This is a genomic window from Microbacterium sp. Root180 (genome assembly GCF_001428485.1).
Lineage (GTDB): Bacteria > Actinomycetota > Actinomycetes > Actinomycetales > Microbacteriaceae > Microbacterium.
The window spans coordinates 439,080-462,586 of record NZ_LMHS01000001.1; the positions used below are offsets into that span (position 1 = coordinate 439,080).

At 70.6% G+C, this 23,507-nt stretch carries 28 protein-coding genes; 16 read left to right on the forward strand and 12 right to left on the reverse strand.

The features are described 5' to 3' along the window. The first annotated feature begins 3 nt into the window (after positions 1–3). Positions 4–912: a formate dehydrogenase accessory sulfurtransferase FdhD gene (gene fdhD / locus ASD93_RS02015; protein WP_056118066.1), complete on the forward strand. Its 909-nt coding sequence runs from the start codon at positions 4–6 to the stop codon at positions 910–912. Here the strand turns inward: fdhD and ASD93_RS02020 are convergent. After that, the gene (locus tag ASD93_RS02020) at positions 870–1,508 is read right to left on the reverse strand and encodes a helix-turn-helix transcriptional regulator (protein WP_056118069.1); all 639 of its coding nucleotides are present in this window, start codon (positions 1,506–1,508) and stop codon (positions 870–872) included. The two genes, fdhD and ASD93_RS02020, sit on opposite strands and share 43 nt — an antisense overlap. Before the next feature lie 286 nt (positions 1,509–1,794). On the opposite strand from ASD93_RS02020, the gene ASD93_RS02025 reads away from it, so the two are divergent. Then, on the forward strand, positions 1,795–2,157 hold the full coding sequence (locus ASD93_RS02025) for a hypothetical protein (protein WP_056118071.1): 363 nt from the start codon (positions 1,795–1,797) through the stop codon (positions 2,155–2,157). A 137-nt stretch (positions 2,158–2,294) separates the two neighbouring features. On the opposite strand, the gene ASD93_RS02030 is transcribed toward ASD93_RS02025, so the two are convergent. Then, a complete protein-coding gene (locus ASD93_RS02030) occupies positions 2,295–2,876 on the reverse strand; it encodes a Dps family protein (protein ID WP_056118072.1) in 582 nt (193 codons plus the stop codon). A 119-nt stretch (positions 2,877–2,995) separates the two neighbouring features. On the opposite strand from ASD93_RS02030, the gene ASD93_RS02035 reads away from it, so the two are divergent. Then, positions 2,996–3,742: a sulfurtransferase gene (locus tag ASD93_RS02035; protein ID WP_056118074.1), complete on the forward strand. Its 747-nt coding sequence runs from the start codon at positions 2,996–2,998 to the stop codon at positions 3,740–3,742. Between the two features lie 213 nt (positions 3,743–3,955). Here the strand turns inward: ASD93_RS02035 and ASD93_RS02040 are convergent, their stop codons facing one another. Beyond that, positions 3,956–5,044 (reverse strand): serine hydrolase domain-containing protein, encoded by a 1,089-nt coding sequence (locus tag ASD93_RS02040; RefSeq protein WP_056118076.1) that lies wholly within the window; start codon positions 5,042–5,044, stop codon positions 3,956–3,958. 63 nt (positions 5,045–5,107) lie between these two features. On the opposite strand from ASD93_RS02040, the gene ASD93_RS02045 reads away from it, so the two are divergent. Both ASD93_RS02045 and ASD93_RS02050 read left to right on the forward strand, forming a co-directional pair. Continuing rightward, positions 5,108–5,626 (forward strand): helix-turn-helix transcriptional regulator, encoded by a 519-nt coding sequence (locus ASD93_RS02045; protein WP_056118078.1) that lies wholly within the window; start codon positions 5,108–5,110, stop codon positions 5,624–5,626. A 64-nt stretch (positions 5,627–5,690) separates the two neighbouring features. Further along, positions 5,691–7,250: a molybdopterin-dependent oxidoreductase gene (locus tag ASD93_RS02050; RefSeq protein WP_056118080.1), complete on the forward strand. Its 1,560-nt coding sequence runs from the start codon at positions 5,691–5,693 to the stop codon at positions 7,248–7,250. Between the two features lie 21 nt (positions 7,251–7,271). On the opposite strand, the gene ASD93_RS02055 is transcribed toward ASD93_RS02050, so the two are convergent. From ASD93_RS02055 to ASD93_RS02075, 5 genes are all read right to left on the reverse strand, one after another. Then, positions 7,272–7,670 carry a gamma-glutamylcyclotransferase gene (locus ASD93_RS02055; protein WP_056118082.1) on the reverse strand — a complete coding sequence of 133 codons (399 nt, stop codon included), beginning with the start codon at positions 7,668–7,670 and terminating at the stop codon, positions 7,272–7,274. Between the two features lie 46 nt (positions 7,671–7,716). Then, positions 7,717–8,028, reverse strand: a complete 312-nt coding sequence (locus tag ASD93_RS02060; protein WP_157536840.1) for a DUF2510 domain-containing protein — start codon at positions 8,026–8,028, stop codon at positions 7,717–7,719. Between the two features lie 109 nt (positions 8,029–8,137). Further along, complete coding sequence (locus tag ASD93_RS02065) at positions 8,138–9,211, reverse strand: DNA polymerase IV (RefSeq protein WP_200950566.1); 1,074 nt, start codon at positions 9,209–9,211, stop codon at positions 8,138–8,140. A 105-nt stretch (positions 9,212–9,316) separates the two neighbouring features. Then, complete coding sequence (locus tag ASD93_RS02070) at positions 9,317–9,772, reverse strand: SRPBCC family protein (RefSeq protein ID WP_056118087.1); 456 nt, start codon at positions 9,770–9,772, stop codon at positions 9,317–9,319. A gap of 109 nt (positions 9,773–9,881) precedes the next feature. Beyond that, on the reverse strand, positions 9,882–10,085 hold the full coding sequence (locus tag ASD93_RS02075; RefSeq protein WP_056118089.1) for a cold-shock protein: 204 nt from the start codon (positions 10,083–10,085) through the stop codon (positions 9,882–9,884). Between the two features lie 547 nt (positions 10,086–10,632). On the opposite strand from ASD93_RS02075, the gene ASD93_RS02080 reads away from it, so the two are divergent. From ASD93_RS02080 to ASD93_RS02095, 4 genes are all read left to right on the forward strand, one after another. Continuing rightward, positions 10,633–11,271 carry a GyrI-like domain-containing protein gene (locus ASD93_RS02080; RefSeq protein ID WP_235566852.1) on the forward strand — a complete coding sequence of 213 codons (639 nt, stop codon included), beginning with the start codon at positions 10,633–10,635 and terminating at the stop codon, positions 11,269–11,271. A gap of 89 nt (positions 11,272–11,360) precedes the next feature. Next, a complete protein-coding gene (locus ASD93_RS02085) occupies positions 11,361–11,936 on the forward strand; it encodes a PadR family transcriptional regulator (protein ID WP_056118093.1) in 576 nt (191 codons plus the stop codon). A gap of 54 nt (positions 11,937–11,990) precedes the next feature. After that, entirely contained in the window at positions 11,991–13,667 is a 1,677-nt protein-coding gene (locus ASD93_RS02090; RefSeq protein ID WP_200950567.1) for an ABC1 kinase family protein, read from the forward strand. Positions 13,668–13,824: 157 nt separating this feature from the next. Then, entirely contained in the window at positions 13,825–14,784 is a 960-nt protein-coding gene (locus ASD93_RS02095) for an NAD(P)-dependent alcohol dehydrogenase (protein ID WP_056118097.1), read from the forward strand. 63 nt (positions 14,785–14,847) lie between these two features. On the opposite strand, the gene msrA is transcribed toward ASD93_RS02095, so the two are convergent. Both msrA and msrB read right to left on the reverse strand, forming a co-directional pair. Further along, positions 14,848–15,402 carry a peptide-methionine (S)-S-oxide reductase MsrA gene (msrA, locus tag ASD93_RS02100; protein ID WP_056118098.1) on the reverse strand — a complete coding sequence of 185 codons (555 nt, stop codon included), beginning with the start codon at positions 15,400–15,402 and terminating at the stop codon, positions 14,848–14,850. Next, on the reverse strand, positions 15,399–15,869 hold the full coding sequence (msrB, locus tag ASD93_RS02105) for a peptide-methionine (R)-S-oxide reductase MsrB (RefSeq protein ID WP_056118100.1): 471 nt from the start codon (positions 15,867–15,869) through the stop codon (positions 15,399–15,401). The genes msrA and msrB overlap by 4 nt, the downstream gene beginning before the upstream one ends. A 323-nt stretch (positions 15,870–16,192) precedes the next feature. Between msrB and ASD93_RS02110 the strand changes: the two genes are divergently transcribed. The 3 genes from ASD93_RS02110 (at position 16,193) to ASD93_RS02120 (ending at position 18,643) form a co-directional block, all read left to right on the forward strand. Continuing rightward, complete coding sequence (locus tag ASD93_RS02110) at positions 16,193–16,537, forward strand: DUF2200 domain-containing protein (RefSeq protein ID WP_056118102.1); 345 nt, start codon at positions 16,193–16,195, stop codon at positions 16,535–16,537. A gap of 89 nt (positions 16,538–16,626) precedes the next feature. Next, a complete protein-coding gene (locus ASD93_RS02115; RefSeq protein ID WP_056118104.1) occupies positions 16,627–17,181 on the forward strand; it encodes an NYN domain-containing protein in 555 nt (184 codons plus the stop codon). Positions 17,182–17,374: 193 nt separating this feature from the next. Next, positions 17,375–18,643, forward strand: coding sequence for an HNH endonuclease signature motif containing protein (locus tag ASD93_RS02120; RefSeq protein ID WP_235566853.1), 1,269 nt, complete (start codon positions 17,375–17,377; stop codon positions 18,641–18,643). 98 nt (positions 18,644–18,741) lie between these two features. Here ASD93_RS02120 and ASD93_RS02125 read toward each other — a convergent pair whose 3' ends face one another. Further along, positions 18,742–19,698 carry a lytic transglycosylase domain-containing protein gene (locus ASD93_RS02125; RefSeq protein WP_056118106.1) on the reverse strand — a complete coding sequence of 319 codons (957 nt, stop codon included), beginning with the start codon at positions 19,696–19,698 and terminating at the stop codon, positions 18,742–18,744. A gap of 189 nt (positions 19,699–19,887) precedes the next feature. Beyond that, positions 19,888–20,466 carry a DUF2510 domain-containing protein gene (locus ASD93_RS16105; protein WP_056118108.1) on the reverse strand — a complete coding sequence of 193 codons (579 nt, stop codon included), beginning with the start codon at positions 20,464–20,466 and terminating at the stop codon, positions 19,888–19,890. Positions 20,467–20,537: 71 nt separating this feature from the next. Between ASD93_RS16105 and ASD93_RS02135 the strand changes: the two genes are divergently transcribed. Genes ASD93_RS02135 through ASD93_RS02150 form a run of 4 tightly spaced genes read left to right on the forward strand, consistent with a single transcriptional unit; the run spans position 20,538 to position 23,499 of the window. Further along, positions 20,538–21,293 carry an NUDIX hydrolase gene (locus ASD93_RS02135; protein WP_056118110.1) on the forward strand — a complete coding sequence of 252 codons (756 nt, stop codon included), beginning with the start codon at positions 20,538–20,540 and terminating at the stop codon, positions 21,291–21,293. Positions 21,294–21,297: 4 nt separating this feature from the next. Then, entirely contained in the window at positions 21,298–22,050 is a 753-nt protein-coding gene (locus tag ASD93_RS02140) for a nucleotidyltransferase domain-containing protein (protein ID WP_082569111.1), read from the forward strand. Then, the gene (locus tag ASD93_RS02145) at positions 22,047–23,126 is read left to right on the forward strand and encodes a DNA glycosylase AlkZ-like family protein (protein ID WP_056118112.1); all 1,080 of its coding nucleotides are present in this window, start codon (positions 22,047–22,049) and stop codon (positions 23,124–23,126) included. Before ASD93_RS02140 ends, ASD93_RS02145 begins: the two co-directional genes overlap by 4 nt. Before the next feature lie 10 nt (positions 23,127–23,136). After that, the gene (locus tag ASD93_RS02150; RefSeq protein WP_056118114.1) at positions 23,137–23,499 is read left to right on the forward strand and encodes a bleomycin resistance protein; all 363 of its coding nucleotides are present in this window, start codon (positions 23,137–23,139) and stop codon (positions 23,497–23,499) included. Positions 23,500–23,507 lie beyond the last annotated feature (8 nt).

Sequence of the window (23,507 nt, forward strand, 5' to 3'; positions counted from 1 at the left end):
GGGGTGGGCCGGCTCACCGTCCATCGCCCCGTCGTCCGCATCACCCACGACGGCGAGAGCCTGGGGAGCCGGCGCCGCAGCGACGCGCTCGTCGTCGAGGAGCCCCTCGAGATCAGGGTCGGGGGCGTCTCGCTCGCGATCACGATGCGCACACCGGGGCACGACGTCGAGCTCGCGGCGGGCTTCCTCGTGTCGGAGGGCGTCATCTCGCGCGGAGGACAGTTCCGCTCGGCGATCCACTGCGGGGGGCCGGGCACGGGAGCGGTCGGCGGCGCCGTGGCGATCGGTGGCGCAGGCTCGATCGGTGGCGCGCGCAGCGCCGAGAACACCTACAACGTCCTCGATGTCACGCTCGCGCCGGGAGTCGCACCGCCCGACCCCGACCTCGCGCGGCGGTTCTACACGACCAGTTCGTGCGGGCTGTGCGGCAAGGCCTCGATCGACGCCGTCGAGATGGTCTCCTCGTACGACGTCGGGGCGGATGCCGCACCCGTCGACGCGGGCTGGCTCCTGGGCCTGCCCGATCGGCTGCGCGAAGAGCAGGCCGTCTTCGGCAAGACCGGAGGTCTGCACGCGGCGGGGCTCTTCGACGCGGCGACGGGGGAGCTGCTCGTCGTCCGGGAGGACGTCGGGCGGCACAACGCCGTCGACAAGGTCGTCGGCTGGGCGGCACTGGCCGATCGGCTGCCGCTGACGGGCGCTGTGCTGCAGGTGTCGGGCCGGGCGAGCTTCGAGCTCGTGCAGAAGGCCGTGATGGCGGGTATCCCGATCCTGTCGGCCGTGTCCGCTCCGTCGTCTCTCGCGGTGGAGCTGGCCGAGACTTCCGGCCTCACCCTCGCCGGATTCGTGCGGGGCGCGTCGATGAACGTCTACTCGCGTCCCGAGCGCGTGAGACTCGACGCCGAGGGCTGAAGCGACAGCTGCACCACGCACTGGGCCGGGTCGCACGACGCCGCGATTCCGTCGACCCTGAGCGGGCCGCCGGCCTGGGCCAGCACTCCGTCCATGAGTCCGATGTGCACGCGGCACAGCGTGCCGCGGTGGTCGGCCGTCGTCGCGTGGGGACACGGCGTGAGATCGACCGTGAGCGCGGTCTCGTCGATGAGCGGGTCGAAGCCGGCCCCGCCGAGGTCCTCGACGAGCGCGTCGAGCTGGTGCAGGGCGTCGGGGGCGAGATTCTCCTCCTCGCCGGACGGATAGACGCGACGCAGCAGGTCGCCACGGCGCGCGGCATCCTGCACCCGCTGTGCGGCGATGGGGCTGGATGCCTGTTCCTCGCCGGTCGCGGCGGTGTAGAGAACGCGAGGCCGGCCGCGCGTGGTGCGGCGCTCGGTCTCGGCCACGACGTATCCGGCGTCGATCAGGCGCTGGAGATGCTCGCGCACCGTGTTGGGGTGCAGTCCTGTCGCCTCGACGAGTTCGGCGATCGGGCGCTGGGGCTGCTGCTGCACGAGGTGCATGATCTCGACGCGCGAATAGCTCGAGATCGCGCTGTAGCCGGCCGCCATGGCTCCATTATGGCGAGGAGTTGCCGGCCAGCCGCGACACTCACCCGCCATCCGCCGCCCGCGGCCCGCCACGTGAGACTCAGCCCGCGCTCGCGCAGGAACTCTCCGCTTGCGCAGGACTCGGCAGGCCGCAATGCTCCTGCGGAAGCGGCGATCTCCTGCGGAAGCGGGGATCTCCTGCGGAGCGGATGCCGCGGCCCGCCGTGCCCGGAGACGCAGGCCCCGGCCGTTCTCATCCTGAGTGGGGGACGCGAAAGGCCCGTGCCCGCCGGATAGGGTCAACGGCATGGCAACACGTCACGACCAGGAACCGCACGGCGGCGTCCTCAGCGGCAACGGCAGCCCCGGACTGTGGGGCGCGCTCATCGGCCTCATCGTCTTCGCGTTCGTCGCGGTGCCGATCTCGGCCGCCTTCCGCTTCGCCACGCATCCGAGCACGCAGCAGCTGTTCGGCGGACGACTCGAAGAGGCCACCACGACGGGCTACGTGCTGTTCTGGTGGGTCGTCACGATCCTCCTGCTCGCACTGCCGTTCCTCGTCGGCTGGGGCGTGGCCAAGCTGTCGGGCAAGACGATCGGCATCATCGCCGCGATCCTCGGCGTCTTCTTCATCGCGATCCTGATCATGGGGCAGCTGTACGTCTTCTGACCCTCCCACCACCACGTCGTGACGGGCGGGTGCGTCTCATGACGCGCCTGCCCGTTCGGCATCCAGCGGCAGGATCCCGGCATCGGCGCTGCCCACCGTCCCGAGGGACCGGCGGGCAGCGTCTGGGGCGCCTGGGATCACCGCCTGGGGGTGCGGTTCTCCGCGCTCACCATCCACGAGAGCTGCTCGACGCGTTCGAGGATCGCGTGCAGGATGTCGGCGCTCGTGGGGTCTTCGTCGTCGACGTCGTCGTGCACGTCGCGGCACGTCGTCGCGACGGCGTCCAGGCGTTCGGTGATGAGGTCGATGACCTCGGTCGTCGCGATCTCGCCCTGAGGGAACTCGGGCAGTGTCGTGGTCTGCGCGACCAGATCGCTGCGGCCGTCGGGCAGCGCGTGCAGCGACCGCATCCGCTCTGCGACGGTGTCGCCGAACTCGCGGGCCGCCTCGATGATCTCGTCGAGCTGGAGGTGGGTGTCTCGGAAGTTGCGCCCGACCACGTTCCAGTGCGCCTGCTTGCCCTGGAGAGACAGCTCGATCAGGTCGACGAGCACCTTCTGCAGGTTTTCGCTGAGCGACTCCGAGGCGCTGAAGCCCTGTTCGGCGTTCTGCTCCTTGGTGAGCTCTGCTCCCGAGCCGCCGCGCGCGGCGCGACGACGGTTGCCCGCAGGGGATGCGCTGGCCTTCGAGGTGGTCTTCTTGGCGGTGGTCGTTGCCACGGTCGTTCTCCTCACGTCCGAACGCTTCGACGCTAACCCCGGTGCGACCTCCCCGCCCGGGGATTGCGACGCACGCCGTCGAGTGCTAGCGGGACTCGGCGGAACGTAGGCTGGGATTCGTGTCTTCGGTCCTCAACGTCTCCGCGTATCTGTTCACGCGCATCGACGACCGCGAGCAGCTGCGCCCCGTCCTGCGCGATCGCGCCGCGGAGCTCGGGCTCAAGGGCACCATCCTCCTCGCCGAGGAGGGCATCAACCTGTTCCTCGCCGGGGATGCGGCATCCGTGCGGTCGTTCCTCGATCACCTGCGTGCGGACCCACGGTTCACCGCCCTCACCGCGAAGGAGAGCTGGTCGCCGGAGCAGCCCTTCGGCAAGCTCCTCGTGAAGCTCAAGCGCGAGATCATCCGAATGGACCGCCCGACGATCCAGCCCGAGGCGGGCCGGGCGCCTGCCGTCGCGCCGGCCGACCTGCGCCGGTGGCTCGACCAGGGCCACGACGACGCAGGTCGTGAGGTGGTGCTCCTCGACACGCGCAACGCGTTCGAGGTCGAGTACGGCACCTTCACGGGCGCGGTGGACTGGCGCATCGAGCGCTTCACGCAGTTCCCGGATGCCGCGGCCGCCCACCGCGACGAGCTCCGCGACAAGACGGTGGTGAGCTTCTGCACAGGCGGAATCCGCTGCGAGAAGGCCGCGATCCACCTGCGCGAGACCGGCGTCGACGCGCTGCAGCTGGACGGCGGAATCCTCGGCTGGTTCGAGCACGTGGGCGGCGCCCATTGGAACGGCGCCTGCTTCGTCTTCGACGGGCGCGAGGCGCTCACCCCCGACCTCGCACCGCGCGAGCCGGTCGCCGCGACCTGACCCCGGGCCCGGTGGCGCCGCACTCGCTCGCCTCCCGCTCGCTGACGCATCCTTGCGGGCGAGAGAGACCGCGGCACCCGTCCAAGAGCAGGACGGATGCCGCGGCAGGATGCGGTATGCGCTCGGCTGCCCCCCGACCCCTCGCACTCGACCGGCATCGCTCCTGAGGAGTGCGCTCCGCCCGCCGAAATACATCGGGCGGGAACCGATCTGTCAGCGGGTCGCGCGCAGCACCCGCTGCAGCAGCCGGATGTGCAGCTGGAAGCTCCGCGTCATCTCGGCCGTCGAGTGCAGGTTGAGCACGATCGTGATGTCGCGGACCGGCTCGGAGAAGAGGTGGGCGCCGGTGACCCCGAGATGTCCGACCGTGCGGGGAAGGCCGGCCAGGAGCGGGAAGAAGCCGCCGTACCGCAGCTGCATCAGCCCCGCTCCGTAGTGGATGCCGTTGCGGAACCGATGCGCGATCGTCGCCATGGCCGCGCGTGACGCCTCGCCGATGAGTGCGCCGCCGTGCCACGCGGCGGCGAACCGATGCAGATCGTCGACGGTCGTCACGATGCCGCCCCCGCCCCAGTCGCAGCTGAGGCTCTCGGCGCGGCTGAGGTCCACGCCGTCGATGAGGATGGGCGCCAGGTCGAGTGCGGCACCGGGCTGGGCGACGGATGCTGCGCCCCCGGGCATCGTGTGGAACAGCAGGCAGGAGGCATCCATCCCGGCGGGCTCGAGAATGCGTTCATGGAGCTGCGCGCCCAGCGGATCGCCGCCGAGCTCCTCGATCACGCGGGCGAGGAGCACGTAGCCGGTGTCGGAGTACGAGAATCGCTCGCCGGGCACCCCGACGGGGCGCTGATGCTCTCGCGAGAACGCGAGCAGGTCCGACGGGAGGAAGCGCTCGTCGGGCCGTCGCGTGACGCGTTCGGCGAAAGACTCTCCCGCGTCGTTCGGGCCCCCGAAGTAGTCGGCGACGCCGCTCGTGTGGGTGAGCAGGTGCCGAGGAGTGGCGGCGGCTGCGGCATCCGTCCCCCCGCGCACGAACAGCCCGGCGACCTCGGATGCCGGCAGCAGGCTGGGGAGGGGTGCGTCGAGGTCGAGGGCCCCGCTCTCGGCGAGCTGGAACGCGAGGGTCGCGGTGAGCATCTTCCCCACGCTCGCGGCGTGGAAGCGCCGATCGCGATCACCGCACGCGAACTCGATGCCGGGGGCGCGCACCAGCACCTGCGGCGCAGGAAGCGCGCCCCTCCTGCGGGCGAAGCCGTCGGCGATCCTCGCGAGATCCGAGGCGAGATCGGTGTGTCGAGCCATGCGTGATATCCCCCTGAGATATATCTAGGGGATATATTGGCAGAACGGTGAGAGAGGTGCCACATGCAGTTCGTGATCCTGGGTCTGTTGATGATCGCGCCGATGTCGCTCTACGACCTCCACAAGCAGTTCGCCGCGGGCCCGTCGCTCTTCTACAGCGCGAGCTTCGGCAGCCTGCAGCGTGCGCTCCGGCAGCTCATCGCGCAGGGGTGGGTGACGGTGACGGATGCCTCGTCCTCCGGCCGTCGCCGCAATCTTCACACTCCCACCGACGAGGGCGTCGAGGCCTGGCGCGCGTGGATGCGCGAGCCGCTCGCGGGTGCGCACGCCGAGACCTCGATGCTGGCGAAGGTGTTCCTGCTGGGACTGCTGCCGCGGGGCGGAGAGCGGGCTGCCGCGCTCGGCGAGCTGCGCCGCAGCGCCGCCGCGGGGCTCGCCGAGCTGCGCGCCGTCGCCGACGGGCTCGATGCGGCGCAGATCCCCGACGAGTTCGCCGAGATCTTCGCGTACCAAGGCGCGACGCTCGACTACGGCCTGCGCTCCCACGAGCTCGCTCTGTCGTGGCTCGACGGCCTCGACTGAGACGGCGGCAATCCGGCACGCCCCCCGCGCCGAAGACCAGGCGACGGCGGGAACGGGGTGCGGCATGCCAGGTCGGGCGCGAAGGGTGCGATTCGCGGCGTGGGCCGCGCTCGCGGGGGTAGTGAGCGCGGGAGTCTTCCTCGCCGTGGCCGAAGTGGCGGCCCTTCTCGTGGCGCGCCAGAGCAGTCCGATCCTCGCGGTCGGCTCTTTCGTCATCGACGTCGTGCCGCAGCCCCTCAAGGAGTTCGCGATCACCGCGTTCGGCGAGAACGACAAGCCCGTGCTCCTGGCCGGTCTCTGCCTCGCGGTGATCGTCGCCTCAGCGATCGCGGGCCTTCTCCAGCTGTGGCGGCCGCCGCTCGGCATCATCGCGCTCGGGATCGCCGGTGCCCTCTCCGTCGCGGCGATCGTCACGCGGGCCGGTGCCACGCCGCTCGCGTGGGTGCCGCCGGTGCTCGGCACGATCGCCGGCGCGGTCGTCCTCGGGGTGACAGTCGCGCGGCTGCGCCGCTGGGCGCACGCGACGACCACGCACGACGACTCCGATTCCGGGCGCCTGGACCGGCGAGTCTTCCTCCAGGTGCTCACGATCGCCGGAGCATCCGCTCTGATCGCCGGAGTCGGCGCTCGCGTCGCCAACGTCGCCACGACCTCGATCGCCGCGGTGCGCCGGGCGCTGCGGCTGCCGGAGCCGCGCTCCCGGGTCGACGTGCCCGCCGGCGCCGAGTTGGACGTGCCGGGGATCTCGCCGCTCTACACACCCAACGCCGATTTCTATCGCGTCGACACCGCCTTGACCGTGCCGTCCGTCGATCCCGCCACGTGGCGGCTGACCGTCGACGGACTCGTGGACCGGAAGATCGAGCTCACGTTCGACGAGCTCGTCGAGATGGGACTCGACGAGTACTCGATCACCCTCACGTGCGTGTCGAACGAGGTCGGGGGAGAGCTCCTGGGCACGGCAAAGTGGCTGGGCGTGCCCGTGCGGGACATCCTGGCCCTCGCCGGCCCGCAGGGCGACGCCGACATGGTGCTCTCGCACAGCATCGACGGGTTCACCGCCAGCACGCCGGTCGAAGCGCTCACCGACCCGGATCGCGACGCGATCCTCGCCGTGGCGATGAACGGCGAGCCGCTGCCCCTCGAGCACGGCTTCCCCGTGCGCATGGTGGTGCCGGGTCTGTACGGGTATGTCTCCGCGACGAAGTGGCTCACCCGCCTGCAGGTGACGACCTTCGCGGCCGACGAGGCCTACTGGACGCCGCGGGGCTACAGCGCGGAGGCGCCGATCAAGTTCTCCTCACGCCTGGACACCCCGCGCACCGGACAGCCGGTGGCGGCGGGGCGGGTCCCGCTCGCCGGCGTCGCGTGGGCGCAGACCGTCGGCATCGAACGCGTCGAGGTCCGCATCGACGGCGGCGAGTGGCAGGCCGCCACGCTCTCCGCGCCGGTCAACGACGACACCTGGGTGCAGTGGATGCTGGAGTGGGACGCGACGCCCGGAACCTACAACGTCACCGTCCGCGCCGTGAACCGCGACGGCGACCTGCAGATCGAGGACCGAGCGCCGATCGCCCCCGACGGCTCGACCGGGTGGCAGCGCACGCTCGTGCGCGTGACGTGAGGGCGCGCCGTCCGCTCGCCGTCAGTCCTCGCCCCGCGTGACGCCCGAGAAGTCATTGCCGGCGATGCGCGGGCCGAGCTCGGTCTCGCGCGGCCACACCAGGACGAGCGCCGCGTGCTCCTCGCCGTCGTCGGTCGCGACGGGCAGCCACCGCGCGTCGTATCCGTAGAGGAGCTCCTCGTCGACGATCACGCGGTTGACCTCGTCACCCGGTCGCAGCGACAGCAGCTCGCCGCGCACCCGGTCGGTGCCGCCGGTGAGCAGGAGGGGCCACTCGCCGCCCTCGTGCCAGTGCAGACGGCCCGCGACGCTCGCGGGTCGCGACTCGTCCACGTGCGGCGCGATCGCTCCCCACAGCGCCATGCCCGGGCGCAGACTGCCGTAGACGAACAGCGGCACTGTCGCGTGCGGGAACGTCACCCGTCCCACGCTAGCGGGAGGGCGGATGCCTCGGCCCGGCCGACCCTCAGGTCAGGCTGCTCACCCACGCGACGAGATCGCCCGCAGCGAGAAGGCTGAACGCGGCTGCCGCGCCCACCACCGCGACGAGCAGGAGCACGAGCGATGCCGTGGCGGGTCCGTTCTTCGGCGTCGGCGGCGCGGTCCACCCGCTCGCCGAGCCGGACGACGGTCGATAGGCCGGGCCGGTGCGCACGACCGGATCGAGCGGCCTGGCGAGGTCTGTCCAACGCAGGCCGTCCCACCACCGCGTCTGACCGGTCTCGGCGTCGTACAGCCAACCTGGTGCGGGCGCACCCACACGAGTGTCTTCGCTCATCTCATCCCCAGTTGAGAGTAAAGACGGTTCCCCGACCGCCTCGGACGGTTCCCCAACCGCCTTGCACGAAGAGTAGCGGATAGAGGCGGCATTCCTCCAGACCTTGAGCTCACCAACCTCCGCGGGTCGGGGTATGACCTTCGCGCGCGTCGTCGGGCATCTCCATCTCGGCCCTCACGCCGAGCAGACGCAGCGGGCGATCCGGCTCGATCCGCTCGACGAGCTTCAACGTCTCCGCGATCACCGTGTCGCGGTCGAACGTGGTCGCGATCTTGTGCACGAACGTCTTCGTGAGGAATGGGGCGTAGCGCACCTTCAGGCCCACGCCGACGACCGGACGCCCCTCGGCGGCGACATCCGCCAGCACCTGGGTCAGCAGTTCGCGCGCCGCCGCCTCGATCTCGGCGGGCTCGACGATGTTCTGCTGGAAGGTCGTCTCGCGTCCGTGCCCGCGCGCCACCCACGGGGTGTCGTCGACGACCGCCGATCCGTCTCCGCGACCGAGCTGGCGGTACCACGGGCCCATCTTGGGTCCGAACTCCCCGGCGAGCGGAGCCTCGTCGGCGTGGGCGAGGTCGCTGACGGTGCGGATGCCGAGCCCGGCCAGCCGCTTCGAGATCTTGCTCCCCACGCCCCAGAGCTCGATCGTCGGCTTGTCGCCCATCACCTCGAGCCAGTTCTCGGCGGTCAGGCGGAACACCCCGCGCGGCTTGCCGAAGTCGGTCGCGTTCTTGGCGCGGATGAGGGTGTCGCCGACACCCACGCTGCAATGCAGCAGGGTGCGCTCGAGAACCGCGCGCTGGATCTCCCGCGCGGTCGCCTCGGGATCCTCGGTGCGGACCCCGACGAATGCCTCGTCCCATCCGAGCACCTGCACGATCGCGCCCGGCTGCGCGCGCAGCGCCGACATGACCTCCTCCGAGGCCTCCGTGTACGCGGGCGCGTCGACCGGCAGGATCACGGCGTCCGGAACCTTCCGCGCGGCGATGCGCAGCGGCATCCCCGATCCGACGCCGAACGCCCGCGCCTCATAGGATGCCGTCGACACGACGGCGCGCTCGGTGGGATCACCCCGGCCGCCGACGATCACGGGCCTGCCGGCGAGCTCGGGTCGCCGCAGCACCTCGACGGCGGCGATGAACTGATCGAGGTCGACGTGCAGCACCCACGAGGCCTCGGACATGTCGTCCAGTGTGGCCGGTCCCGGAAGCTCCGTCGAGCGCTCACCGAGTACGACGATGCCGCGACCTCCGCGCGAGCGCGGGCCGCGGCATCCGTCCGTCCTGGGTCAGCGTGCGACCTCGCCGCGCCAGGCGCCCGTCTCGCTGTGGGCCTTCTCGATGAACTCCTTGAAGTTCTCGAGGTCCTTCTTCACCGCATGCTGTCCCGCGCCGACGAGCGAGCCGAGCTTCTCGATCGCATCGCTCGGCTCCCAGTCGATCTGCACGGTGACGCGCGAGGTCGTGTCGTCGAGCTTGTGGAAGGTGACGACTCCGGCGTGGGCGGTATCGCCGCCGGTGCTGCGCCACGCGACGCGCTCGTCGGGGTGCTGCTCGGTGATCTCGGCGTCGAACTCCCGCTGGAACGGGCCGACCTTCACCGTCCAGTGGGTGTGGGTGTCGTCGAGCTGGGTGATCGACTCCACCTCGTCGAGGAAGTGCGGGAAGCTCTCGAACTGCGTCCACTGGTTGTAGGCCGTGGTGACCGGCACGTTCACGTCGATGGTCTCGATGATCTGAGTCATGAGACCAGCTTCGGCGGCGCAGCGCGCGCCGCACACCCCCTTGACCCGCGCGCGGGTCGGAGGGTAACGATCGGCGGCTCGCGCAGAACGCGGCCGCCGATCGAGTGGGTCAGAGCGGCCGGATGTTGGCGGCCTGCATGCCCTTGGGGCCGCGCTCCGCCTCGAACTCGACCTTCTGGTCTTCGCGGAGCTCCTTGTATCCGTCGCCCGTGATCGCGCTGAAGTGGGCGAACAGGTCGGCGCCGCCGTCGTCAGGGGCGATGAAGCCGAAGCCCTTTTCGGAGTTGAACCATTTCACGGTGCCAGTGGCCATCGTGTCTTTCCTTCTACTTTTCGGGCCGCGTGAAGCGACCGGGGTGCCGCGCCGCTGTGTGCGGAGCGGACGTTTGCGGCGGGCGGGGCCCGCCGAGGGGAACGGAAGCCGGGGATCGGATGCCTCGACCGCGGCCATGGCGTCATGCCGGGCGTGGTGCACCCCGAGCTCCTCGCCGCGCGGGCCGTGAGCCTCGTGGCCGCGCGATGTGACGCCGACGAAGCCGGCGTACTCGCCGGCGATGGTCGCGACGAAGATGTCGTCGTCGGCGGGGCGCCAATGAACGGCACCGCGAGACGCGAACGGGGGTGAGACGACGGAAGTCAGGGCAGCCTAGGGATGGGGCGTGGATGTCGCACCAGCGACCTCACACGCAGGTGAGAGATGAAGCGCCGTGATGGCGGAGGACAGTCGCGCACGCTGTCGCTCCACGATGAGGCGGAGGTGAACGACCGGGGTGCCCGAGCGGGCAGGAGTCCACTCTACCCTGTTTGCCTGGGCATCTGCCCGATGCGCGCCTCGCGGTGCGGCGGGTACCGTGACGCGTGTGGATTCCGGGAGCGTGCGGCGCAAGGCCGATCTCAAGAAGGAGCTCGCGTCGTACTCGGCGCCGCACGGCCGGTTCGAGGTGATCGACGTGCCTCCCCGGCGGTATCTCATGGTGGACGGACGCGGCGATCCGAACTCCTCGGCGGCGTATGCCGACGCCGTCTCGGCGCTGTACGGGGTGGCCTACAAGCTGAAGTTCCAGAGCAAGGTCGACCTCGGGCGCGACTACGTCGTGATGCCGCTCGAGGGCCTGTGGTGGTCGGACGACATGGCCTCGTTCACCACGGCTCGCGACAAGTCGCAGTGGAGCTGGACGATGATGATCCTCGTTCCGGACTGGACGGAAGGCGCCCACGTCGACGCCGCACGAGCCGTCGTCGCGTCGAAGGAGGGCACCGCGGCCGTCGACGCTCTCCGCTTCGAGGAGCTGGCGGAAGGGCGGTGCGTGCAGACGCTGCACGTCGGCTCGTACGACGAGGAGGCTCCGGTGCTCGACGAGATGCACCACCGCTTCATCCCGGGCGCGGGGCTGCGGATGAGGGGCCTCCACCACGAGATCTACCTCGCCGACCCCCGGCGCACCGCCCCCGAGCGGCTGCGGACGATCCTGCGCCAGCCGGTCGAGGACGCGGACTGATCCCGATGGCAGCCCTGGCCGGACGAGCCTTAACGATATATCGTTGAGTATCGCCGGCATATCGGTGAGGTCATCTCAGGGAGGTCGTCATGAGCGATTCGTTCACAGGAGAGTGGTTCGGTCCGCGTGACCGCGGGCAGGATCAGGGTCGCCCCGGAGGCGGAGGTCTGTGGGAGGCGATGGACCAGCTGCGCGACATGTTCGAGCAGAAGGTCATGAGCCCTCGGGTGGGCCGCGGCGACGTCCGCGCGTCGATCCTCGCGGTGCTGGCCGACCGGCCGATGCACGGCTACCAGATCATCTACGAGATCGAGGCGCGCAGCGGCGGCACGTGGAAGCCCAGCCCCGGCTCGGTCTACCCGACCCTCCAGCTGCTCGCCGACGAGGGCCTCATCACGGCCGAGGAGGCCGGGGGCAAGAAGACCTACTCGCTCACCGAAGCCGGTCGCGCCGAAGCCGCCGCGAGTGAGGATCGGTCGGCTCCCTGGGAGTCGGCAGGCCGGAAGGATGCCGCGCGCGCGACCGTGCTCCCGAAGGCCGGCGCGAAGCTCGCCCAGGCCGCGGCGCAGGTCGCCACGAGCGGTTCGCCCGAGCAGGTGCAGCAGGCGGTCGAGGTGCTCGACGAGGCGCGGCGTAAGCTCTACTCGATCCTCGCCCAGGACTGACCCCGGATGCCGCCGGAACGTCGGCCCGCTGCTGTCCCGAATCAGGGAGTCTCGATGGCCGACGCCGGGAGTTCGCGCGCCCGCTACCGCCGGATACTGCGCTTCGCCGCCCGCTACATGGTGCAGGCGTGGTGGTACGAGCTCTTCCTGCCGCGCATCGGGCTCGGCCGCTTCGCCGCACGCGGTCGCGCCGCGCGGCTGACGAGGCTCGCGCGCCGATTCCATGCGCTGGCCGTGTCACTGGGCGGCCTCATGATCAAGGTCGGGCAGTTCATGTCGTCACGTCTCGACGTGCTCCCGCCCGAGATCACGAAGGAGCTCGAAGGGCTGCAGGACGAAGTGCCGGCCGTCGCCTTCGACGCGATCCGTCGGCTCGCCGAGGCAGAGCTCGGGGTGCCGCTCGAGGTCGCCTACGAGTGGGTCGACCCGGTTCCCGTGGCCGCGGCATCCCTCGGGCAGGCGCACCGCGCGAGGCTCGTGCCGGCCGACGCCGCCGACACCGGGTTCGCCGATGTCGTGGTGAAGGTGCAGCGCCCAGGGATCGAGCAGATCGTCGAGGTGGACCTCGCGGCCCTGCGGCGGGTGGCCCAATGGCTCAGCCGCGTGCGGATCGTGCGCGATCACGTCGACCTGCCCGTGCTGATCGAGGAGTTCGCTCACACCAGCGAGGAGGAGATCGACTACCTCCACGAGGCGCGCAACGCGGTGCGCTTCGCTGAGAATTTCGTCGGCGACCCGCGCGTCGACGCGCCGGAGATCGCGTGGGAGCGCAGCACGAAGCGGGTGCTCACGCTCGCCGACGTCACCGCGATCAAGATCAACGACGTTGACGGTCTGCGCGCCGCGGGCATCGAGCCCGCCGACGTCGCGGCCGAGTTCGCGACCGTGATGTTCGACCAGCTCTTCCGCGACGGGTACTTCCACGCCGACCCCCATCCGGGCAACATCTTCGTCACGCCGACTCCGGGCGGCGAGCGGCCGTGGCACCTCACATTCATCGACTTCGGCATGATGGGCGAGGTCCCCGACCGGCTTCGCCGCGATCTGCAGCAGGTCATGATCGCCGTCGCCTCGCGCAACGGCACACAGCTGGTGAGCAGCATCCGCGATGTCGGCGTGCTGCTGCCGTCGGCTGACACCGCCGAGCTCGAGCGGGCGATGACCGCGCTGTTCGCCCGCTTCGGCGGGATGGGATTCGCCGAGCTGCAGAAGGTCGATCCTCGTGAGTTCGAGGCTTTCGCACGGGAGTTCGGCGACGTCATCCGGTCGCTGCCCTTCCAGCTGCCCGAGAACTTCCTGCTGATCGTGCGTGCGGTGTCCCTCACCTCCGGCATGTGCTCATCGCTCGAATCCGACTTCAACATGTGGGACGCGGTCGAGCCGTACGCCGCGCAGCTCATCCGGGACGAGGGTGGCAACGTCGTGCAGGCGTTCGCGAAGGAGGCCGTCTCGATCGCGGGCATCGCCGCGCGGCTGCCGCGCCGTGTCGACGACATCGTGACCCGTGCCGAGGAGGGCCGGCTGGCGGTCGAGTCGCCGCGCGTCGAGCAGCGCATGAAGTCCCTCGAGCGCGTCGTGCGCCGCGCCGTGTCGGCCGTGCTGTTCGCCGGACTCTTCATCGGCGGCGCCGTGCTGCGCGCCGATGAGGCGGTCTTCGGCACGGTGCTGATGGCGGTGTCGGTGATCCCGCTGCTGCACGCCGTGTTCGCGGGGGCAGGCCGCCGCGGCTGAGCCGGGTCATCGCTGCGAGTCGCGCCGGGCGCATAACTCCTGCACTTCTGCGGGCATGAGCGCGCGAGCCGCAGGAGGGCGGGGAGTCGTGCGCGAAGCGGGTGATTTCTGCAGGAGTTATGCGCCGCCGGTGGCCCGCAGTCCCTAGGGTGTGGGTGTGCGAGCGGTCGTGTACGAGAGGTATGGCGGGCCTGAGGTGCTCGAGGTGCGCGACGTCCCGGTGCCGTCGCCGCGACCCGGCGAGGTGCTCGTCGAGGTGGTCGCGGTGTCGATCAACCTGTCGGACTGGGAGGCGCTGCGGGGCTCGCCCGCCTACGCGCGATTCGGAGGGCTGCGGCGGCCGGCGCATCCGATTCTCGGAACGGATGTCGCGGGCCGGGTGACCGCGGTGGGCGACGGCGTGACGCACTTCGCCGTGGGTGACGAGGTGTACGGCGACAACCTTCCCCGCTATGGGGGGTTCGCCGAGTATGTCGCCGTCCCCGAGTCCGCGATCGTGCACAAGCCCGCGGCGCTCACGTTCGCCGAGGCATCCGCCATTCCCCAGTCCGGCGCGATCGCCTCCCAAGCGGTGGCTCTCGCCGCGCCGGGCACGCGGATGCTGCTCAACGGCGCCGGGGGAGGTGCGGGCGCCCTCGCGATCCCGTTGGCCGTGGCCAAGGGAGTGCACGTGACCGCCGTCGACAACGCGGGCAAGCTGGACTTCCTGCGCGAGCTCGGCGCCGAGCACGTGATCGACTACCGTCGCACCGACTTCACGCGGACCGGACCCTACGACCTCATCGTGGATCTCGTCGCGCATCGCTCCGTGTTCGCCTATCGTCGCGCGCTCGCACGCGGTGGCAAGTGCGTGATCGTGGGCGGAACCGCCCGCACGCTGCTGCGCATGGTCACGGTCGGACCGCTGCTGGGCATGCTCACCGGCGCGCACCTGGGCGTGCTGTTGGTGCGACAGGGGCCGGGCGGGTTCGCGAGCATCGCCGACCTGTGCGAGAGCGGTGGAGCCTCGGTGCGCATCGACCGGGTGTTCCCCCTCGATGAGGTCCCGGCCGCGCTCGCCTGGCATGGCGAGGGACGGGCGCGGGGAAAGGTCGTCGTCGCGGTCCGAGAGTCCTGAGGACCCGGCGCAGGAACGGCGGATGCCGCGCCCCGGCAGGGACGCGGCATCCGGATCCTTCGTCTACGCCGTGGCGTCGGCGCGCTTGGGCAGCACCCAGCCGGCGCGCGGGAAGTGGCAGGTGTACCCGTTCGGGATGCGGATCAGGTAGTCCTGGTGCTCGGGCTCGGCCTCCCAGAACGCGCCCTCCGCCTCGATCGTGGTGACGGCCTTGCCCGGCCACAGGCCGGAGGCGTCCACATCGGCGATGGTGTCGCGGGCGACCGCCTCCTGCTCGGGGGACAGGGGGAAGATGGCCGAGCGATAGCTCGAGCCGATGTCGTTGCCCTGACGGTCCTTGGTGGAGGGGTCGTGGATCTGGAAGAAGAACGCCAGGATGTCGCGGTACGTCGTCTGCGTGGGGTCGAAGACGATCTCCACCGCCTCGGCGTGCCCGGGATGCTTGCGGTAGGTGGCGTGGGCGTTCTCGCCGCCGGTGTAGCCGACCCGCGTGCCGAGCACGCCGGGCTGGCGGCGGATGAGATCCTCCATGCCCCAGAAGCATCCGCCGGCGAGGACCGCCGTCTCGGTGCCGGGGGTGCGGGTGATCTCGCCGGTGTCGAAGGGACCGCTGGTCATGATGCGTGCTCCTGGTTCTCGGTGGGGAAGAGGTCTCGGTAGGCGCCGTAGCCCTCGGTCTCGAGTGACGAGGCGGGGACGAAGCGCAGTGCGGCCGAGTTCATGCAGTATCTCAGGCCTCCGGCATCCCGGGGGCCGTCGGGGAAGACATGGCCGAGGTGGCTGTCGGCTCCCGACGAGCGCACCTCCGTGCGCGACATCCAGAGGGCGCGGTCCGTCTTCGTGGTGACGGCAGCGGCGTCGATGGGCCGCGTGAAGCTCGGCCACCCGGTGCCGCTGTCGTACTTGTCGACGGACGAGAACAGGGGCTGGCCCGAGACCACGTCGACGTAGATGCCCGGCTCGTGGTTGTCCCAGTACGGGTTGCGGAACGGCGGCTCGGTGCCGTCGTCCTGCGTGACGCGGTACTGCGTATCGGTGAGGCGGCTGAGCGCCTCGGGGGTACTGCGGTAGTCGTTCGGATTCACGGGTTCCTCCTCGGGCGACGTCGCTGGCTGCGCCGTCACAGGGAGAGAACGGATGCCGCGTCCTTTTTGGTCCCGTGAACCTGGGAGCCGGCTTCGAATCCGGGAAGGCGTATACCGAGTCCGGCCGCGGTGTCAAGGGGCGGCGCTGGCGCACCCTTGCGACATAGCCTGGCGGAGCAGTGATGCGCGGTGCGGTCGAGGATCGGTGTTCGGGTCCGATCCTCCTGCAGTCGCGCGATGGCCCCGGCGGGTGGGCACCCGCCCGGGGCCATCCCTGCGTCCGTGACGCGGAGCATATCCCGGCAGCGGGCTACGCTGGCCGCGTGCACCGCATCTACGGCATCCCGTTCGCCTCCGTCTACCCGCTCTACATCACGAAGGTGGAGAAGAAGGGGCGCACGACGGCCGAACTCGACGAGGTCATCGAGTGGCTGACGGGCTTCGACGACGCGCAGCTGCGAGCTCACCTCGAGGACAGCACGACGTTTCAAGACTTCTTCGACGACGCCCACCTCCATCCGAACGCGTCGCAGATCACCGGGGTGATCTGCGGCATGCGCGTCGAGGAGATCGAGGACCCGCTCATGCAGAAGATCCGCTACCTCGACAAGCTCGTGGACGAACTGGCCAAGGGTCGGGCGATGGAGAAGATCCTCCGCGGGAGCTGAGGGGCGGCATCCGCTCGCCGTTCGAGCGGGCGCGCCTGATACGTTCGGGAACGCCGACCGCGCCTGCGGTCGCGAGGCGAGGGGAAGACGTGGCGGAGCGCAGGAGCTGGGTGCTGGTCGACGGCGAGAACATCGACGCGACTCTCGGCGGATCGATCCTCGGACGACGGCCGCAGCCCGAGGAACGGCCGCGATGGGATCGACTGCTGACCTTCATCGCCGAGCGGTGGGACCAGCCGTCGCAGGGACTGTTCTTCCTCAACGCGAGCTCGCACCTTCCGATGTCGTTCGTGCAGGCGCTGCTCGCGCTCGGCTACCAGCCGGTGCCGCTGTCGGGGGCCGCCGATGAGAAGGTCGTCGACATCGCGATCCAGCGCACTCTGCGCGCACTCGCCGATCGCGAGGACGATGTCGCTCTCGTCAGCCACGATCGCGACTTCGTCGAGGATCTCGCGAATCTCTCGGGGGAGGGTCGGCGAGTGGGCGTGATCGGTTTCGCCGAGTTCCGCAGCTCGGAGCTCTCGGCCATCCCCGGCATCGAACTCTTCGACATCGAGTACGACGCCGAGGCCTTCGACGCGCCGCTGCCGCGCGTGCGCGTGATTCCGATCGACGAGTTCGACCCGGCCGCCTTCCTGCGCTGAGATCCACCGACCGCATCATTCGCATCTATCGACCACTTTCGCCACTCTCTGAACTCGGAATGTCGTAGGTATGTTCTAACCTCAAGGCATGACATTCCTCCTCGACGAGCCGGATTTCGAGTCCGGCAGCGCGCCGGGGTGGGCGGCGCCGGTGCCAGACGACGTCGAACTCGTGACCGAAGTCTCGAGAATGATGTCGGTGTTCGCGGCGGAGCGGTTCGATCGAATCGAGAGGCTCCGGTCCAACGCGGTTGAGAACGCAGGCCGCTATGGCAGGGGTGCCGCGGAGGTCGTGGAGAGGTCGGTGCGGTTGGAGCTCGCGGCGGCGCTCGGGATGACCGAGAGTGCGGCCGGCATGCTGATGGCGCAGGCGGAAGCGCTCGTGCGTCGATTCCCCGATGCTTTGGCATCGCTAGGGAGCGCACGTATGACCGAGCGCCACGCACAGGTGCTGGTGGAGTTGCTGGATGCCGCGCGCGTCGAGGTGCGGGAACGGCTCAGTGCGCGGGCGGTCGCGTTGGCCGAAGAGTTGCCGGTCGGCTCGTTCCGACGGGCGTTGCGCCGGCTCGTCGAGACCGAGGATTCCGCGACCCTGACCGAGCGCCACGCTCATGCGCTCACGTTGCGGCGGGTGCTGATCGAGCCCGCAACGGACGGCATGGCGTGGTTGCATGCTCTGCTGCCCGCAGTCGAAGCACATGCGATACATGGCCGGCTCACCGCGATGGGCAAGGCGATCACCGGACGGAACGCCGGCGTGCGGGACAAGACCGCAGGCACGGGCGGCAGCGACGCGGGCGCTGGCGACCCCGGATTCTCCGAGGACAGTCGGACGCTGGATCAGGTGCGTGTCGACATCCTCGGCGACCTGCTCATCGACGGCGACACCACGACGCTGACCCCCGAAGCCCGCGGCATCCGGTCCACCGTCTCGGTCACCGTTCCGGCCCTGGCCCTCCTCGCCGGCGACGATACCGACCGGCACGCGCGCGGGCTCGCCCCCGCCACCGTGGAAGGCATCGGGCCGATCCCGCTGGCCGATGCCAAGGTCCTCTGCGGTGGCGACCCGTCCTGGACGCGAGTTCTCACCCACCCCGAGACGGGGATGGTGCTCTCCGTCGGCCGCACCCAGTACCGGCCGCCCCCGCAACTGCGCAGACTCATCGCCTGGCGCTCCGAACGGTGCATGGCACCCGGCTGCGGAGTTCCCGCGTCGAGATGTCAGATCGATCACAACATCGCTTGGGAACACGGCGGGCACACGGCCCTGAACAACCACGCTCCGCTGTGCACCGGGCACCACACCGTCAAGCACCACGGCGGCTGGAATATCCAACACCTCGACGGCGGCGCGCTCCTGTGGACCTCGCCGACCGGACGGGAGTACCTCGTCAAACCCGAGAGACACGTCCCCGTCTTCCGGCCATCCGCTCCCTCAGACGGACGAGACGCCCCCTTCTGAACAGAGCCGGACTCCCGGAGAGCGAAGAGCGGGTGGGGGCCACTTCGGGCATCGTGTCCGCCCGATCTTGACCAGCCTCGCCGAGCGTCCCCGGTGGATCAGTACCAGCCGACGGACTGCGAGTGCGACCATGCGCCGCACGGCGAGCCGTAGCGACCGGCGATGTAGCCGAAGCCCCAGCGGATCTGCGTCGCGGCGTTGCTCTGCCAGTCGGCTCCGGCGCTCCCCATCTTGCTGCCGGGGAGGGCCTGCGGGATGCCGTAGGCGCCGCTAGAGGCGTTGTAGGCGCGGTAGTTCCAGCCCGACTCCTTGTTCCACAGCGAGACGAGGCACGAGAACTGGTCGCCACCCCAGCCGTAGCTGCCGAGCATGCTCTTCGCGATCGCCTGGGCCTCGCCCGCGCTCGCGCCGCCGCCGACGGCGACCGGCGCAGGAGCGGAGCCACCGCCGGATGCCGAGGCAGCGGCCTCGGCGGCTGCGCGGGCAGCGGCCTCGCGCTTGGCCTTCGCCGCGGCCTCCCGCTTCGCCTTCGCCGCCTTCGCGGCGTCGAGGCTCTCACGCAGCTCGGCCACGCGGGCCTCGACCGTCGTGACGAGTGCGGTCACGTCGTCGATGAGGTCGGGGACGAGGGGAGCGGGAAGGTCGAGTCCGCCCGAGAGCCGCTCGGCGGCCGAACCGAGCTCGGCCGTGTCGACGGTGGTCTCGACCTCGCCGAGATCCAGGCCGGAGGCCTTCGTATCGGCGGTCACCTGCGCGGCGGCGTCGATCGCGGCGTCCGCGTCGTCCAGAGCCTGCGTCGCCTGGGTCGAGATCTCGTCCGTGCCGCCGGCGACGACGAGCGCGGTCGGCTCGGCGGGCATCGTGAACGATGCGAGGGCGAAGCCGCCGGTCGGGGCCGAGGCCTCGGCCGGCGAGACGGGCGGAACCGTGCTGACGGCGACGGCGGTGATCAGCCCGAACGCCAGTCCGGTCGTGAGGACGGTGGTGCGCCGACGGGTGCGACGGCGGGCGATTCGGGTGCGACGATCAAGGGCGATGGGTGAGCTGGAGCGCATGAAGTAACCGAGTTCCGTATGGTGAAAGGCGCCGATCGGGCGGCGCACGCACCCGCGCGGCGGGCACAAGCCCCAGAGTCTGCCCACCTGTTCTGGACGGTTCCGGTGCGTTACCTGAGCGTTACATGGGAGCGCGGCGGACGAAAAGTCCTGATCAAGAGGCTGCGGAGAGTGGCCGATCGGCCGGAATCACCCGTATCGGTAGTGCGTGGAGCTCGCCTGCACCCATCCTGCGAACTGGCGGGCTGCGGCATCCTGACCCGCCGGCACTGCAGCGATCCACACCTGTGTCTGCCCCGCCACCAAGAGGTACGTCCCCGCCCGGTCGATCGCGCGATTCATGGTGCGGGAGCTGATCGGTCCGCTCGCGCCGAACAGCCGTCGCTCCACCGCGGTCCGCGTGAACGCCGGCGTGCGCAGGAGCCGGTCGCCGGAGTCGACGGATGCCTCGACCCCGCCCACGTGCTGGCTCAGGTCGCCGAAGTGCACCCACCGCCCGTCCAGGACGACTCCCGCGAAGTCCTGCTCCTGGCCGCTGTAGCGAACCGCGCTCGTCCACCGCGCGCCGTCCCACCAGCGCTGCCGGCCCCGCTGGTCGTCGTACCAGCCCGCGGCCGCGACGGCGGTGCTCACGGGGGCGGCGCCGGTGTGCAGCTCGGTGCGCGCCTCACGCAGGTCGATGAACTCCTCGGTCCACCGCGCGCCGTCCCACCAGCGCTGCCGGCCGGTGCCGTCGTCGTACCAGCCCGGAGCTGCCTGCGTGCTCATGCGACGAGCGTAGTTCGCACCCGCCCCGGCCGCACGAGCCGGGTGTCGGCGATCCGGCGTAGCCTGAGCTGATGCTCGCCGATCCGACACCGCAGTCCGCGCGGGCGCAGCTGGCGGCGGTGGCGGATGCCGCGTCCCGCGACCCACGCCCCCTTCCGGGATTCGCCGGCTTGAGCGTGCCCGACGATGCGCGGCCGGCCGCGGTGCTCATGCTCTTCGGCGTGCTCGACGCGCTGCCGAGCGACCACGACGCACAGGCTCGCGCGGTGTCGCGCGATCTCGACGTTCTCCTCCTCTCGCGAGCGTCCACGCTCCGCTCCCATGCGGGCCAGGTGGCCTTCCCGGGAGGACGCGTCGACCCCGATGACGACGGCGCCGTCGGTGCGGCGCTGCGCGAGGCGCGGGAGGAGACCGACCTCGACCCCGCCGGCGTCGAGGTGCTCGGCACGCTCGAGGACATCCCGCTCGTCTACTCCCAGCACCTGGTCACTCCGGTGCTGGCGTGGTGGCGGCATCCGTCGCCCGTCCGGGTGGTCGACGAAGCGGAGTCGGCCGACGTGTTCCGGGCGCCGGTGGCAGATCTGCTCGACCCCGCCAACCGCGGTTCGACCGTCATCCGCCGCGATGGCCAGGTGTGGCGCGGTCCGGGCTTCCTCGTTCCGTCGCCCGACGGCGATCACCTGGTGTGGGGCTTCACGGGAATGGTGCTCGACGGCCTGTTCGATCGCCTGGGCTGGACCGAGCCGTGGGACGCCTCGCGCGAGCTGCCGCTCGAACGCGCCGGGTTCGACGATTCCGAGGCGAGCTCGGGTCGCGCGGCATCATGAGTTCATGATCTTCGACGCCGCCGACCGCGCACGGATCCGCGACGAGCTCCTCCGGGCCGCGCGCGCCGATCCCGACATCGCCGGAGCCGCGCTCGTCGGCTCGGCTGCCCGGGGCGCGGAGGACCGCTGGTCCGACATCGACCTCGTGCTCCAGCTCGCGCGCGGCGCCGACGAGGCGGCCGTCGTCGAGCGGTGGACGAGCGAGATCCGCGACCGATTCGGCATCGCCGACACGCTCGACGTGTTCGCCGCCGAGAATGTGCGGTATCGCGTCTTCCTCCTGCCGACGTCGCTGCAGATCGACGTGTCGTTCTGGCCGCACGACCTTTTCCGCGAGACCGAGGCGGGCTTCGCCCTGCAGTTCGGCACGGCGGCGGCGCCGACGCGCCCACCCGCTCGCGATCCGCGCCGGATGATCGGCATGGGCTGGCTGTACGCGCTCCACGCGCGGTCTGCCCTCGCCCGCGGCAAGGTGTGGCAGGCGGCCATGATGCTCGATGATCTGCGCGACGAGATCGTCGCGCTGCAGTGCCTTCGCGCCGGGCTCAACCCGTGGCACGGCCGCGACGTCGATCGGCTGGCTGCAGCATCCCTCAGCCTCCTCGAGCAGTCGCGGGCCCCGTCGCTGAACCTCGACGAGCTCGATCGGTCGAAGCGCGCGCTCCTGGCGCTCTTCCACGACGAGGTGGGCCGCCACGACCCTGCGCTCGCCGACGCCCTCGCGCCGGCGGTCTCGGCGCTTGCGGAGCGACCGTGACGCACCACCTCACCCGCGATGAGGCACGCCGCATCGCGGTGCGCGCGCAGCTGCTCGACGCCGAGCGGCCCGGCGACGTCGTCGAGGTGGCCGAACAGCTCGGCTACGTCAAGATCGACCCGACCGCGACGATCGCGCCCTGCGAGCACACGATCCTGTGGTCACGGATCGGATGGTCGTATGAGGCGGGCCAGCTGCAGAAGGCGGTCGAGATCGACCGGCTCCTGTTCGAGTTCGACGGCGCGTTCCGCCCCATCAGCCTGCTGCCGCTCATGCTGCCGGCGATGCGGGAGTGGCCTCGGCGCGAGAGCAGCCGGCAATGGCTCGAGGCGAACGCCCCCTTCAAGAAGGACGTGCTCGCCCGACTGAAGGGCGAGGGGCCGCTGCTCGCGAGCGACATCCCCGACACGGCGCAGGTGGACCGCGCTCCCGACGGGTGGTACGGCAAGAACCAGGTGCCCCACATGCTCGACTTCCTCAGCCGTCAGGGACTGGTCGCGATCGTCGGCCGTGAGGGGCGGCACCGCCGGTGGGACCTCGCCGAGCGCGTGTACCCGAAAGGCCTTCCGAGCCTCGACCCCGACGAGGCCGCCCGCGCGCTCGCCGAGCGCCGGCTCCAGGCCGTCGGCATCGCGAAGCTGAAGTCGCCGTGGTCGCAGATCGCCGAGGCAGGCGAGCCCGCCACCGTCGAGGGCAGCCGATGGAGGTTCCGCGTCGACCCGGAGGCGCTCGCCGCCCTCGAGGCCGAGGATGACGGCCGGGTCGCGTTCCTCAACCCCTACGACCCGATGCTCTTCGACCGTCCGCGGCTGAGCGAGATCTTCGAATTCGACTACGTGCTCGAGCAGTTCAAGCCCAAGCCCCAGCGCATCTACGGCTACTTCGCCCACCCGATCCTCATGGGGGACCGCTTCGTGGGGATGCTGGATGCCGAGGTCGACAAGGAGCGGGAGGCGCTGCGCGTCAACGCGGTGCACGAGTTCCTGCCCTTCGAGCCCGAGGAGCACGACATCGTGCGGTCCGAGATCTCGGAACTCGGCGAATGGCTCGGACTGCCGGTGATCGGACTGCCGTAGATTCGGAGTCATGGACCGTTCGGTGCCGAACCTCCCGTCGCGCGACTTCGACGCGACGATCTCGTTCTACGGCGGCTTCGGCTTCGCCGAGACCTACCGGGACGGCGGCTGGCTCATCCTCTCGCGCGGCACAGTGGTGCTCGAGTTCTTCCTCGCGCCCGAGCACGATCCGTACGAGAGCTGGTTCATGGCGAGCATCCGGGTCGGCGACCTCGATGACCTCTACGCGCAGGTGCGCGGCAGCGGCGTGCCGGAGAAGACGATCGGCATCCCGCGCCTGGTCCCGGTGGCCCTGCAGGAGTGGGGACACCGCGCGGGATTCCTCATCGACCCCGACGGCACCCAGCTGCACCTGATCGAAGACGCCGGCTGACGCGCGAT

What these genes read in the sequence shown, in the direction of transcription:
- ASD93_RS02090 (WP_200950567.1), top strand. Translation starts at nt 11,991, where the DNA reads ATGGCCGACGCCGGGAGTTCGCGCGCCCGCTACCGCCGGATACTGCGC.
- ASD93_RS02135 (WP_056118110.1), top strand. Translation starts at nt 20,538, where the DNA reads ATGCTCGCCGATCCGACACCGCAGTCCGCGCGGGCGCAGCTGGCGGCG.
- ASD93_RS02070 (WP_056118087.1), bottom strand. Translation starts at nt 9,772, where the DNA reads ATGACTCAGATCATCGAGACCATCGACGTGAACGTGCCGGTCACCACG.
- ASD93_RS02025 (WP_056118071.1), top strand. Translation starts at nt 1,795, where the DNA reads ATGGCAACACGTCACGACCAGGAACCGCACGGCGGCGTCCTCAGCGGC.
- ASD93_RS02085 (WP_056118093.1), top strand. Translation starts at nt 11,361, where the DNA reads ATGAGCGATTCGTTCACAGGAGAGTGGTTCGGTCCGCGTGACCGCGGG.
- ASD93_RS02075 (WP_056118089.1), bottom strand. Translation starts at nt 10,085, where the DNA reads ATGGCCACTGGCACCGTGAAATGGTTCAACTCCGAAAAGGGCTTCGGC.
- ASD93_RS02040 (WP_056118076.1), bottom strand. Translation starts at nt 5,044, where the DNA reads ATGGCTCGACACACCGATCTCGCCTCGGATCTCGCGAGGATCGCCGAC.
- ASD93_RS02045 (WP_056118078.1), top strand. Translation starts at nt 5,108, where the DNA reads ATGCAGTTCGTGATCCTGGGTCTGTTGATGATCGCGCCGATGTCGCTC.
- ASD93_RS16105 (WP_056118108.1), bottom strand. Translation starts at nt 20,466, where the DNA reads ATGAGCACGCAGGCAGCTCCGGGCTGGTACGACGACGGCACCGGCCGG.
- ASD93_RS02140 (WP_082569111.1), top strand. Translation starts at nt 21,298, where the DNA reads ATGATCTTCGACGCCGCCGACCGCGCACGGATCCGCGACGAGCTCCTC.
- ASD93_RS02065 (WP_200950566.1), bottom strand. Translation starts at nt 9,211, where the DNA reads ATGTCCGAGGCCTCGTGGGTGCTGCACGTCGACCTCGATCAGTTCATC.
- ASD93_RS02050 (WP_056118080.1), top strand. Translation starts at nt 5,691, where the DNA reads ATGCCAGGTCGGGCGCGAAGGGTGCGATTCGCGGCGTGGGCCGCGCTC.
- ASD93_RS02060 (WP_157536840.1), bottom strand. Translation starts at nt 8,028, where the DNA reads ATGAGCGAAGACACTCGTGTGGGTGCGCCCGCACCAGGTTGGCTGTAC.
- ASD93_RS02150 (WP_056118114.1), top strand. Translation starts at nt 23,137, where the DNA reads ATGGACCGTTCGGTGCCGAACCTCCCGTCGCGCGACTTCGACGCGACG.
- msrA (WP_056118098.1), bottom strand. Translation starts at nt 15,402, where the DNA reads ATGACCAGCGGTCCCTTCGACACCGGCGAGATCACCCGCACCCCCGGC.
- ASD93_RS02020 (WP_056118069.1), bottom strand. Translation starts at nt 1,508, where the DNA reads ATGGCGGCCGGCTACAGCGCGATCTCGAGCTATTCGCGCGTCGAGATC.
- ASD93_RS02125 (WP_056118106.1), bottom strand. Translation starts at nt 19,698, where the DNA reads ATGCGCTCCAGCTCACCCATCGCCCTTGATCGTCGCACCCGAATCGCC.
- ASD93_RS02120 (WP_235566853.1), top strand. Translation starts at nt 17,375, where the DNA reads ATGTCGGTGTTCGCGGCGGAGCGGTTCGATCGAATCGAGAGGCTCCGG.